The sequence below is a fragment of the Ectopseudomonas oleovorans genome (genome assembly GCF_003052605.1).
Lineage (GTDB): Bacteria > Pseudomonadota > Gammaproteobacteria > Pseudomonadales > Pseudomonadaceae > Aquipseudomonas > Aquipseudomonas oleovorans_A.
Map to the genome: position 1 here is coordinate 56,410 of NZ_QASO01000105.1, position 11,748 is coordinate 68,157.

The 11,748-nt window shown below is 62.1% G+C and carries 9 protein-coding genes and 1 pseudogene; 4 read left to right on the forward strand and 6 right to left on the reverse strand.

The genetic code is table 11. The features are described from left to right. Positions 1-34: 34 nt before the first annotated feature. Both cra and DBO86_RS17380 read left to right on the forward strand, forming a co-directional pair. On the forward strand, positions 35-1,021 hold the full coding sequence (gene cra / locus DBO86_RS17375; protein ID WP_108234343.1) for a catabolite repressor/activator: 987 nt from the start codon (positions 35-37) through the stop codon (positions 1,019-1,021). An 88-nt stretch (positions 1,022-1,109) separates the two neighbouring features. Then, on the forward strand, positions 1,110-1,889 hold the full coding sequence (locus tag DBO86_RS17380; protein ID WP_108234344.1) for a TatD family hydrolase: 780 nt from the start codon (positions 1,110-1,112) through the stop codon (positions 1,887-1,889). Between the two features lie 169 nt (positions 1,890-2,058). Here DBO86_RS17380 and DBO86_RS17385 read toward each other — a convergent pair whose 3' ends face one another. The 4 genes from DBO86_RS17385 to DBO86_RS17405 all read right to left on the reverse strand — a co-directional run bounded on the left by DBO86_RS17385 (position 2,059) and on the right by DBO86_RS17405 (position 8,581). After that, positions 2,059-4,089: a methyl-accepting chemotaxis protein gene (locus DBO86_RS17385; RefSeq protein ID WP_108234345.1), complete on the reverse strand. Its 2,031-nt coding sequence runs from the start codon at positions 4,087-4,089 to the stop codon at positions 2,059-2,061. Positions 4,090-4,637: 548 nt separating this feature from the next. After that, entirely contained in the window at positions 4,638-5,471 is an 834-nt protein-coding gene (gene ampE / locus DBO86_RS17395; RefSeq protein WP_108234346.1) for a regulatory signaling modulator protein AmpE, read from the reverse strand. Between the two features lie 2 nt (positions 5,472-5,473). Beyond that, positions 5,474-6,025 (reverse strand): 1,6-anhydro-N-acetylmuramyl-L-alanine amidase AmpD, encoded by a 552-nt coding sequence (gene ampD, locus DBO86_RS17400; RefSeq protein ID WP_108234347.1) that lies wholly within the window; start codon positions 6,023-6,025, stop codon positions 5,474-5,476. 255 nt (positions 6,026-6,280) lie between these two features. Then, complete coding sequence (locus DBO86_RS17405; RefSeq protein WP_108234348.1) at positions 6,281-8,581, reverse strand: DUF1631 domain-containing protein; 2,301 nt, start codon at positions 8,579-8,581, stop codon at positions 6,281-6,283. Between the two features lie 403 nt (positions 8,582-8,984). Here DBO86_RS17405 and nadC point away from each other — a divergent pair, with 403 nt between their 5' ends. Continuing rightward, complete coding sequence (nadC, locus tag DBO86_RS17410; protein WP_108234349.1) at positions 8,985-9,833, forward strand: carboxylating nicotinate-nucleotide diphosphorylase; 849 nt, start codon at positions 8,985-8,987, stop codon at positions 9,831-9,833. 386 nt (positions 9,834-10,219) lie between these two features. On the opposite strand, the gene DBO86_RS17415 is transcribed toward nadC, so the two are convergent. Together DBO86_RS17415 and DBO86_RS17420 are read right to left on the reverse strand one after the other, a co-directional pair. Then, positions 10,220-10,525, reverse strand: coding sequence for a nucleotidyltransferase family protein (locus tag DBO86_RS17415; RefSeq protein ID WP_244185572.1), 306 nt, complete (start codon positions 10,523-10,525; stop codon positions 10,220-10,222). A gap of 20 nt (positions 10,526-10,545) precedes the next feature. Continuing rightward, positions 10,546-11,010 (reverse strand): nucleotidyltransferase substrate binding protein, encoded by a 465-nt coding sequence (locus DBO86_RS17420; RefSeq protein WP_244185573.1) that lies wholly within the window; start codon positions 11,008-11,010, stop codon positions 10,546-10,548. A 123-nt stretch (positions 11,011-11,133) separates the two neighbouring features. Between DBO86_RS17420 and DBO86_RS17425 the strand changes: the two are divergent. Further along, positions 11,134-11,472: pseudogene (locus DBO86_RS17425) on the forward strand (nicotinate-nucleotide diphosphorylase); the annotation flags it as partial. Between the last annotated feature and the right edge of the window lie 276 nt (positions 11,473-11,748).

Sequence of the window (11,748 nt, forward strand, 5' to 3'; positions counted from 1 at the left end):
CACGCCCTCTCACTCAGCGATTCAGGATGCGCCCGTGAAACTCAGCGACATCGCCCGCCTGGCTCAGGTCTCGGTTACAACCGCCAGCTACGTGATCAACGGTCAGGCCGAGAAACGGCGGATCAGCCCTGCCACCGTGGCCCGGGTGCTGGCGGTGGTCGAACAGCATGGCTATCGCCCGGATCAGCAGGCCGCCAGTCTGCGCCGCGGGCAGAGTCGCTGCCTCGGCTTCATCCTGCCGGACCTGGAAAACCCCAGCTATGCGCGCCTGGCCAAGCTGCTCGAGCAGAAGGCCCGCGCCGCCGGCTACCAGTTGCTGATCGCCAGTTCCGATGACGACCCGAGCAGCGAACGGCAGTTGCTCGACCTGTTTCGCTCGCGTCGCTGCGAGGCGCTGATCGTCGCCAGTTGCCTGCCGCCGGACGACCCGTTGTACCCCAGCATCGTCGCCGCCGGCCTGCCCGTGATCGCTGTCGACCGGGCATTGTCGCCAACCCACATCCGCTCGGTGGTCAGCGATGACGAACAAGCCGGACGCACCCTCACCGCCAGCCTGCTGACGCCCAAACCGCGTCATATCGCGCTGCTTGGCGCACGCGCTGAACTGGTAATCAGCCAGGCGCGCGAGCGCGGTTTCCGTGCCGCGCTGGCCGGTTTCGACGGAGGCCTCAGCGTCTGCCACGGCGAGCAGTTCAACCGCGCCTGCGGCTACCGGCAGATGAAGACGCTATTGGACGCAGGCAGCCCACCGGATGCCCTGCTGACCACCGCCTACGTGCTGCTCGAAGGGGTGTTCGATGCCCTGCGCGAACAGGGCAGCGAGCACTGGCCAGCCGTGCGACTGGCCACCTTCGGCGACACCCAGTTGCTGGATTTTCTGCCGCTGCGGGTCAACGCCATGAGCCAGCAGCACGAGCGCATTGCCGAACGGGCATTGGCCTGGACCTTACAGGCGGTGGAGAACAACGACTATCGCCCCGGCATCGAGGCCATCGAACGCAGTTTCAAGGCGCGCCTGTAGTTTCTGACGCCCGCTGGCGGGCGATCATGACGGGTAGTAGACGTACCCACGCCTGGCATCTGCCTGAAAAATCACCGAAGCTTGGCCCATGCGCCTGATCGACACCCATACCCACCTCGACTTCCCCGACTTCGACGCCGACCGCGACGCCCTGCTCGCGCGCAGCCGGGCGCTCGGCGTGCAGCGCATGGTGGTGCTCGGGATTTATAAGGCCAATTGGCAGCGGCTGTGGCACCTGGTCGAGGCAAACGAAGGCCTGCATGCCGCGTTCGGCCTGCATCCGGTCTACCTGGACGATCACCACCCGCAGCACCTCGATGAACTGCGCGACTGGTTAAGCAGACTGGCCGGACAGCCCAAGCTGTGCGCCGTTGGCGAATTTGGCCTGGATTACTACCTGGAGAACCTGGACCGACAGCGCCAGCAAGCCTTGTTCGAGGCGCAGCTTGAGCTGGCTGCCGAGTTCGAACTGCCGGCGCTGCTGCATGTACGCCGCGCCCATGCCGCGACCATCGCCACGCTCAAACGCTTTCGCCTGAAGCGCGGCGGCATCATCCACGCCTTTGCCGGCAGTCAGGAAGAAGCCCGCGAATACATCAAGCTGGGCTTTCGTCTCGGTCTGGGCGGCGCCGCCACCTGGCCACAGGCCAACCGTCTGCGCCAGGTGGTGGCCGGGCTGCCACTGGACGCCATCGTGCTGGAAACCGACGCCCCGGACATGGCTCCAGCCATGCACCCGTACCAGCGCAACAGTCCGGAGTACCTGGCAGATATCTGCACTGAACTGGCCGCCTTACGTGGCATCAGCACCGAAGAACTGGCGGCGGCCAGCAGCCGTAACGCGGATGAGTTGTTCGGCTGGGGATAAATGCAGCCAGGGTAGGAGCCCCGCCCCGGGGCGAATGCTGCCAGACCGCGTCGCCCAAATTCGCGGCGGGGCGCCGCTCCTACCCCTGAGCGTGGAGGCCTGTGGAAGGGGCTTTGGCCACGACGACTACAAAGCATCGCCGCCAAAGCGCCTCCCACGAGGCCAGTCCTCACACACGAAACGCGCCGATCAGTTGCTTGAGCCGCGTTACCAACTCGCTCAATTCGCGGCTGGCCTGCTCGGTCTGGCTGGCACCGGCAGCAGTGCGCTCGCCGGCATGATTGATCTCGACGATGTTCTGATCGATATCGTGCGCCACCGCCGTCTGCTGTTCGGCAGCAGCGGCGATCTGCTGGTTCTGGTCGACGATCATGCCCACTGCACCGAGGATGTTCTCCAGGGCCTGCTGCACCTTGGCCGACTGGCTGACCGTACCATCCGCCATCTGGTGACTGGCGTTCATCGCCTTCACCGCCGCCCCCACACCGCCCTGCAGCTTGGCGATCATTGCTTCGATCTCTTCGGTGGACTGCTGCGTGCGCTTGGCCAGATTGCGCACCTCGTCAGCCACCACGGCGAAACCGCGACCCTGTTCACCAGCCCGCGCCGCCTCGATGGCAGCATTGAGCGCCAGCAGGTTGGTCTGCTCGGCGATGCCTTTGATCACATCCAGCACCTGGCTGATCGAAGCGCTGTCGCTGGCCAGCTGATTGATTACCGCCACCGATTGATCGATTTCGCCGGCCAGACGCTCGATGGCGCCGACCTGCGCTTCGACCAGGGCACGGCCACTGACCGTTTCCTGATTCACGCTCTGCGCACTGCCCACTGCCGCCGCGGCGCTGCGTGCGACTTCCTGAGCGGTAGCGGCCATTTGGTTCATCGCCGTGGCCACCTGCTCGATCTGTGCACGCTGCCCCGCCACGGCCTGATTACTCTCGCCGGAGATCACCTCAACCCGGTCAGCCTGGCCACCGACTTCGCCCACGGTATGGCCAACACGCTCGATCAGATCGTGAATGCGCTGCACGGTCTGATTGAATACCTGCCCCAGCACGCCCAGCTCGTCACGGCTGTGCGCCTGAAAGCTGACCGTCATGTCGCCCGCCGCCACCTTGTCCATCACCCGCCCCAGATTCTTCAGGGTGGTGCGGGTCGATACGTAAAAGCCGCTGTAGAGATAGACGATCAGCAGGAACACCAGCACCAGGGCAACGACCAGCAGCACCATCTGCCCACGGTTCTCCGCGAGCCTCTCGCTCAACTGGCTGTCGAGAAAGGCCAGCAGGCCATCGTTGAAAGCGTAGGTCTTGGCCATTTCCTGGCTGACCTGATCGTAGAACTGCGCCCAGGGCGTATCCAGGCTGTCGGCGATGATCACCTGATCCTCGAACAGCACGCCGCTGTCCTTAAGACTCTGGCGACTGGCTTCGGCCAGGCTGCCCAGCCCATTCTGCGCAGCGACGTTACCGGCCAGTGCCTCCTGCAGATTCAGGCCGTACTCGGCATGCAACTTCTCCAACTGCAGCAGCAGATCATCGAACTTGGTACTGGCCGCCGAATTGAGAAAACCCTGCCCCAGGGAATAGGCGCCGATGGCACGGCCTTGGCTGAGCACATTGGTGATCTGTGGGGTGACGTTGGTGATCAGCTCGGTAATCTGCCGCACCTGGCGTTGCGGATCCTGGCTCAACCCCGCCTGGCTGGCCACCAGCTTGATAAAGACCTGCGAATCTCCCAACAGCTTCTCGACCATGACGGCCTTGCTCTGCAAAGACGTCTCGGCTACTGCACTTTTCAGCTCGGCCAGCAGCTCATCGCGCTTGGCCTGGAACTCCGCTGCCTGCTCGGCATCGCTGGTCACCGGTTGCAGCCCCTGCAAACTGGCGCTGAGCGACTGCTGCAGTTGATCGATGCGCCCCTCGAGATCACCCGCCTGACCGGACTGACCGATCATCGAATTGATCAGCACCAGGTCGTTGAGGTTTTCCAGATCACGCCGCAACTGCAGGCTGCTCCCCAGCAGTTCCAGGCTTTGCAGAGCCGTCTGGGTACCAACGAACTGACGATAGGAGTCACGCACCAGATAGAAGTTGGTGACGAGCATAGGCAGGAAGAACAAAACGCTGATCAGGCTGAACTTCATGCCGAAGCTGAGGCGATTCATCAGCGCGATGGCCGGGTACAACACGGTCTTCACTAGACGTCTCCAGTTGCCATTATTGTTATTGGTATCGCTTGAACGACCGCAGAGCCTCTCACGGGCTGACGACGGCGTCCTGTGCAGCCCGACCTGTGGCGCGTGAATCTACGCGGCGAATACAGGCAGATAAATGTGACGAAAATCACCAAACAGGGTCGGCTACCGCCTCCTTGTACCCCTTATCGACACGCACCTCTGTAACTTAAGGTTAAATGCGCGCCCAGCGAATCCAGCTAAGGCCGTGTAGGAGCCCCGACTCGGGGCGAATGCTGTTTTGCCATTCGCCGCAGGGCGCGGCTTCCACAAAGCCGGCACGTAGGGCGGGTGCAACCCGCCACTGTGCGTGACAGCAGGCTGCCCCCGCCCTAATGTCTGTCAGTTAAGCGTCGACGCTGCCAATGGGTAGGAGCGGCGCCCCGCCGCGAACCAGGGCGATACGCGATTGAAAAGCTTCGCCCCGGGGCGGGGCTCCTACGAAAGACCGCTTTGGCAAGCTTATCTGATCGGCATTGGCCCCCGCCCTGCATAGCGCTTGGGCAGGATCTCTAGATTAATAACACCCAAACCGCATAACCGGCATACCAGACCACTGCGGCACGAATCAGCAGTTGCCACAGCTGATCCAGGGTATCGACACCCTCCTCACCCATCACTGGCGGCGGCATCTCAGCGGCCGCACGTCCGGCCTTGATCACCAGTTGCGCGGCAGAAATGTCCCAGCTCAGCAGCTCATGCAGCAAGGCGCGGCTGACGGCGACGAAATTACCGACCAGGGCGAAACTGGAGGCCAGCACCCGCGCCGGCAGCCAATCGAAGGCATGCCGCACCTGCACGGCCCGCTCGCGCAGAGCCGGTTGCTCGGCCTGCTCGGCGCTCAGCGCCAGCAGGCGATACGCCAGCGCCGCCATCGGCCCGAGCAGCAGATACCAGAAAATAACCGCGAAGAAGCTTTGATACGCCTGCCACAGCAAGTGCCCCTGAACCTGCACCAGCAGCTCGGCACCCTCCTCCGGTTCTAACGAAAGGTCACGTTCGGCCACGTGATAAGCCGCCTGACCATCGCCACGCCGCCAGGCATCACGAAACGGCCCCAGGGCGGCGAGCAGATCGCCACGCCCCAGGCTGTAGATCAGCACCAGCAAATGCACGGGCAACGCCAGCCAACCGTAAGCCAGCGGCTTGAGGATCAGCAACAGCAGGCCCAGCGCCAACACCGGCAACAGTACCAGAATGGCCAGGCACAGCCACGGGGCCTGCTGCAGGCCGCCTTGTTGCAGGCGCTGCAATTGCGCCAACCAGGGGCCGTCCTGCTGGATGCGCAGACGCCAGGCAGAAAATTTCTCGACCCACAGCACCAGCAGAATCACCAGAAAACTCATTGCTACCTCTCCTTCAATTCGGCGTGCAGACGCGGCCAGTCGAACGCTGCCCCCGGGTCGGTCTTGCGCCCAGGCGCGATATCGTTGTGGCCGCGGATGCGCTGCGTCGACAGTGCCGGGTAAGCGTCCAGCAACTGCCGCGTCAGCTCGGCCAACCTGGCGTACTGAGCGTCGGTGTAGGGCAGATCATCCGTCCCTTCCAGCTCCACTCCTAGCGAAAAATCATTGCAGTTATCGCGCCCCTCGAAGCTCGACACACCCGCATGCCAGGCGCGATCCAGACAGGAGACGAACTGCGTCAGCCCGCCATCACGCTCGATGAAGAAGTGCGCGGAAACCTGCAGGGATGCGATCTCGGCGAAGAAAGGATGCTCGTGCACGGGCAAACGGTTCTGAAAGAACGCCTGCACCTTGCCGGTGCCGAACTGCCCAGGCGGCAAGCTGATATTGTGCACCACCAGCAGAGAGATCTCGCCACCGGGGCGAGCGTTGAAATTCGGCGATGGGCAGTGAGGGATGCCCTGAAACCAGCCAGTGGAAGGGTCGAGCAGCATGTGGCACTCCTGAACGTGTCACCACTCTAGAGCAGGTGGCTACGGCGGCCAAGCGCGAGGCCGCAACAGGATGTGCAAAGGCGGGAAAATCTCACGCTAAAACGAAGAGTGGCAAACGTTAGCGGGTGGGCGATACCAATCAACCAAACGCAGGCGGGAGTTTGTAGGAGCCAGCTTGCTGGCGATCAAATGCTCGCCTGACAAGGACCATCGCCAGCAAGCCGGCTCCTACAGATATCAGCAGCGGAGTTGCTCTCAGGCGTTCTTCAACTTACGCAGATTGCCAATGACCGACTCCAGGGCGCGGTCGAACAGCAGCGCATCGTCAAGCAGGCGCACAGCGTTGCGGCGGAACTCCACCGCCAGCGCGTTGCGCGTCTTCTCCAGCACCTTCATGCCGGTGCGATTGACGAACACGTACTTGCCAGTGGGCTTGATGATGGCCGCCAGCTTGCAGCGCAGCTTGTGCTCTTCATCTTCCTGGATTTCCACCCAGCTACCCACACGCAGGCTGTCCACCTGCAGCAGCGCCTCGTCGTCGTCCGGGAGCACCACATCCGGCTCCTGCGGACGGGTCTGACCTGGCGCAAGCAGAATGATCTCTTCGACCACCTCGACCATCGCCGGAGCGTCCTCGACCTCTTCGGCGGCCGGCAGCTCCAGCAGTGGCAGCTCGATGCCGGCTTCGCTCGGGTCGGTGTGCGCAGCATCCTCGGCAACGGCCGTCTCGGCCTCCGGTGCTGCGCGCTTGAAGCGCTGGAAGGCCTGCACATGCAGCACTTCCAATTGGCTGAAGAATTCGCTGGTAGAGAACGGATCGAAGGCCGCGCTGGCCATGCCCTCGCGCAATGCCTTGAGCAGCCCCGGCACCAGCTCCAGCAAGCGCAGGCGTGCTTCCGGGTCTTCATGCGGAGCAACACTCCAGACCAGGTCGTCCATGGTCTGCAGCGCAGCCTGCCATTCGTCCGACTCCACGCCATGCTTGAGACAGGTGAGCATCAGCACCTTGCTCCAGGCTTCCTGCAGCAGCCGCACCACCACTTCCGGCAGGGTCTTGCCCAGCAGCCGCTCGTTCAGGGCATGTTCGACCTGGCGGCGGGCCAGTTCGGCCTTGGCGCTGCCTTCCTCGGCATCGCGGGTACGCTGTTCGAGCAACTCACTACGACGACGCTCATCGCCAGTGAACGCCATGAACTCGGCCAACAGTTCGGAGAAGATCGCCGGATCATCGACGAAGTCGTTCAGCAGACGCTGCACCACCTGCTCGATCTTCTGATAAAGGCTGTCACGCTGCGCATCGTCCTGATCGACCCAACCCAGCGCGGCAGAGGCGATTTCGTTGAGCAGACGGCGCGCCGGATGGCTGCCACGGCTGAAGAAAGTCTTGTCCAGCACCGCGACCTTGAGCATCGGGATCTGCAGGCGGCCGATCAGTGCCTTGAGCGAATCCGGCAGGGTGCGGTCATCGAGAATGAATTCGAACAGCATCGACACCAGATTGATCACATCCTCGTCGACCTCGCCAACCACCCGCGCCTTGCCGCTCTTGGCGCTGGCACGTTCGAGCAGTTGTTCGAGCTGGTCACGCAGATCGAAATCCTCGACATTGGCCTGCGCCGGGGCACGCTGCTGCATGTGCGACAGCAGGCGCATCAGGTCATTGCTGGTGATCGGCATTGCATCGGCTGTCTGAGCCCGGCGTGGCATCGCCGTGCCGCGCACTTGCGAGAGCAGATCCTGCAACGCACCGAACACTTCCTGCACGCCCTGATCGGCGCCTTCGAGCAAGGGAATGCCTTCCTCGCCGGACGACTGGACATAAGCGGAAGCTGCCGGGCGCTGCTGACGGCGCGGCGGTGCGGACTTCAGTTCAGGCAACACGCCGGCGCTGACCAGCGCCTGGTTGGCCTCGGCGTATAGCATGTCGCAGCTGCCGAGCACGTACTTTTCGAACAGCTTGAGGATGATCAGCTTGACCTTGATCTCCACACCCAGGCCACTGCAGGCGTCGAGGAAGTATTCGCTGAGCAGGGTGGGGCCGAGCGGGTTGCTCTTGTCATCGAGCTTCTTGCTGATCACCGCATTGAGGCGCGTGGTGAGATGGCCCAACGCAACAGCGTCTCGGCTCATCACCTTGGCTACCATGGCGTCCAGCGCCACGGTTTCTTCCAGCTCGTCGTTCTGTACCAGGCTCAGGCTGTCGAACGACACCGCGTCAAGCGCGGGTTGCGGCTTGCCGATTTCGTACTGATTGAGATTGGCGAAGGACTCGAACACCTTCTGCAGAAAACCACGCTCGATGTTCTTGCGCTTCAGACGCAGGTCACGCATGGCCTCGAAGAAGGCATTCTGCTCGGCATTACTGGTCGCCCGATCCGCCATCTCGAAGAGGGTATCGTCGGCATTGTCGAACAGGCTCTGCAGACTCTGCTTGAGCTGTTGCGCGGCTTTGTCACGCACCTGAATCAGCGCCACGGGCAGTCTTCCTACCGGCGAAGTTGGCGATTGCTCTGCGATGACCTTGGCCAGGTGCACCACATTCGCGTCGGTCTTCATTCTAGTCTCCCGCAGACTGCCCGAACCCGGGCTTCCTGGTCTGCACAGCGTCAACCGAGCGTCGTCCGTAACGTCAAAGGCCTGGCGTCAATAATGAAAAAAGTAAAGCCATTATAGGGAGGCTGCGCGTCATACCAAGCCAATTTTTCCCACAGACATGACCCAGATCACAGATAGCCTCACGCCACCTCCAGACGGTAGCCAACACACGACAGCCGTATCTCTGCAGCCTAACGCTGACAGCCCTGTGACGCTGCCCCGCTGGTCGGGCCGCACATGCCTTTTCTGACGCTGCACGCCGCAGCGAAATCCTCTGCCCTTCGATGGCTGCGAGCACACTTCAGCCCATTGCCCTGCCCCTGCCTGGCTCTATAATCGCCGCTCGTCTACACCGGAGCCGATCATGCCCAACCTGACCCTCGCCGACCTCAGCAGCGAAATCGAAGCCAACGTCCGCCGCGCCCTGGCCGAAGACATTGGCAGCGGCGACATCACCGCCCAGCTGATACCGGCCGAGCGCCTGGCCAGCGCCCGCGTGATCACACGGGAAGAAGCAGTAATTTGCGGCACCGCCTGGGTCGATGCGGTATTTCGTCAGCTCGACCCGCGCGTCGCAGTGCACTGGCAGGTGCAGGATGGCGACAAGGTCAGCGCCGACCAGACCCTGCTGCGCCTCGAAGGCCCGGCCCGCGCCCTGCTCAGCGGCGAGCGCAGCGCCCTGAACTTCCTGCAGACCCTGTCTGCAGTCGCCACCCGCTGCCGCCACTATGCCGACCTGGTTGAAGGCACCCAGGTAAAACTGCTGGACACCCGCAAGACCCTACCGGGCCTGCGCCTGGCCCAGAAGTACGCCGTGACCTGCGGCGGCTGCCACAACCACCGTATCGGTCTGTACGATGCCTTCCTTATAAAGGAAAACCACATCGCTGCCTGCGGCGGCATCGCCCAGGCCATCAACGCCGCCCACCAGATCGCCCCGGGCAAACCGGTGGAAGTGGAAGTGGAAAGCCTGGAAGAACTGCGCGAAGCGCTGGAAGCGGGAGCCGATATCGTCATGCTCGACGAACTGTCACTGGAAGACATGCGCGAAGCCGTAAGACTCACCGCCGGCCGCGCCAAGCTCGAAGCCTCGGGCGGGATCAATGACAGCACCTTGCGCGTGATCGCAGAGACGGGGGTGGATTACATCTCGCTAGGGACGCTGACCAAGGATGTAAAGGCGGTGGATTTGTCGATGCGCCTGGCCTTGTAAGCCACCGACTCACTGTAGGAGCCGCGCCCCGCGGCGAATCGCGGCATCAGCGAAATCGCGCTGGATTACAAAAATTCGCCCCGGGGCGGGGCTCCTACAATTTCAGGGCCATTGAAGGCATCGCGCGGGATGAATTAGCGGAAGCGTAATCCGTCGTTACGCAGCCCACACCTGGCGCCAGAGTAAGCCACCGACCCACTGTAGGAGCCGCGCCTCGCGGCGAATCGCAGCCTCAGCGAAATCGCACCGGATTACAAAAATTCGCCCCGGGGCGGGGCTCCTATAATTTCAGGGCTGCTGAAGGCATCGCGCTGAGTACAGCTATCTGCATCACCAGCAGCCTGGTGACAAACGATGATGATGGAGGCAACTACGACGACTCCACCCTACACATCCGCCCTGCCGCGCTCATAAAAGGTCAACCCGACGCGAGCGATATGATCGAGCAGCGCCGGGTTATCGATACGATCCTTGAGAGAAAGATCGACCATCCAGGGCAGCAACAACTCGTCGATCTGGCTCTCCATGGCCAATAACTGCGCCAGTGAAAGCCCTTCCCCCTCAACCGTCAGATCGATATCCGACCCAACTCGATAATTACCTTTGGCACGTGAGCCATACAGAATGACTCGCTCGACCTGCGGACACGCGCGAAAAACAGCGCATAACTTCTCGACCGCATGCAGCGGCAACCCGAACCGACTCTCACCCGTCATAGTTCGCTGGCCAGCCCTTGCATCCGTTGCTGAAATTGCACGAAGAGATCCTGATAACGCGCCAGAATGCGCTCGGCGATCTCAATAGCGATGGATTCATTGTAGGCATGGGCCGTCTGATTACGGCTCTTGATCATCTCCATCCAACCTTCGCCATCGACGACCAGCCCCTGCTTGAACGCCGTGCGAATCGCATCGCAAGACCCCGTAATAGCCGGATTGCCCTGATAAACAAAGTAATCTTTCATCAGATTCCAGGCCAACTCGAAAACAAACTCGAATGCCTGGATCAGCCCCTGTCGCTCCAACTCGCTGAGCGGACGACTCTGCGCCAGCTCAACCGCCCGGGTCAGTTGCCCAAGGGCACGCTGATAGTTGCTCAGTCGCTGTAGCCAGCGGATATCTTGATCAGTCATAGCAAACCCTTGCTCCATGCCAGGAGTTGAAAGCTGCGCCATCATACCGCTCGCAATTCGCCGCTGCGCCCTTTTTGACGGTTGCCACAGCGGCAAATCACGGTCACGCCTGCGGCTATTCCATTCTACGAATCCGCCGTACCGCGAGACGAACCCCCATACACAGAGATATTCGACACCTTCCTGATCAAGGAAAAACACATCCCCCAGGCCATCAACGCCACCCACCAGATCGCCCCGGGCAAGCCGGTGGAAGTGGAAAGCCTGGAAGAACTGCGCCAAGCGCTGGACGCGGGCGCCGATATCGTCATGCTCGACGAACTGTCACTGGAGGATATGCGCGAAGTCGTAAGACTCACCGCCGGCCGCGCCAAGCTCGAAGCCTCGGGCGGGATCAACGACAGCACCTTGCGCGTTATTGCAGAGACAGGCGTGGATTACATCTCGCTGGGGACGCTGACCAAGGATGTGAAGGCGGTGGATTTGTCGATGCACTTGGCCTCGTAAGCCACCGACCCACTGTAGGAGCCGCGCCCCGCGGCGAATCGCGGCCTCACCGAAATCACACCGGATTACAAAAATTCGCCCCGGGGCGGGGCTCCTACAATTTTCAGGGCTGCTGAAGGCATCGCGCGGGATAGATTAGCGAGCGTAATCCGTCGGACGCAGCCCACACCTGGTGCCAGAGCAAGCCACCGACTCACTGTAGGAGCCGCGCCCCGCGGCGAATCGCAGCCTCAGCGAAATCGCGCTGGATTACAAACAATTCGCCCCAGGGCGGGG

What these genes read in the sequence shown, in the direction of transcription:
- DBO86_RS17380 (WP_108234344.1), top strand. Translation starts at nt 1,110, where the DNA reads ATGCGCCTGATCGACACCCATACCCACCTCGACTTCCCCGACTTCGAC.
- ampE (WP_108234346.1), bottom strand. Translation starts at nt 5,471, where the DNA reads ATGAGTTTTCTGGTGATTCTGCTGGTGCTGTGGGTCGAGAAATTTTCT.
- ampD (WP_108234347.1), bottom strand. Translation starts at nt 6,025, where the DNA reads ATGCTGCTCGACCCTTCCACTGGCTGGTTTCAGGGCATCCCTCACTGC.
- DBO86_RS17405 (WP_108234348.1), bottom strand. Translation starts at nt 8,581, where the DNA reads ATGAAGACCGACGCGAATGTGGTGCACCTGGCCAAGGTCATCGCAGAG.
- nadC (WP_108234349.1), top strand. Translation starts at nt 8,985, where the DNA reads ATGCCCAACCTGACCCTCGCCGACCTCAGCAGCGAAATCGAAGCCAAC.
- DBO86_RS17420 (WP_244185573.1), bottom strand. Translation starts at nt 11,010, where the DNA reads ATGATGGCGCAGCTTTCAACTCCTGGCATGGAGCAAGGGTTTGCTATG.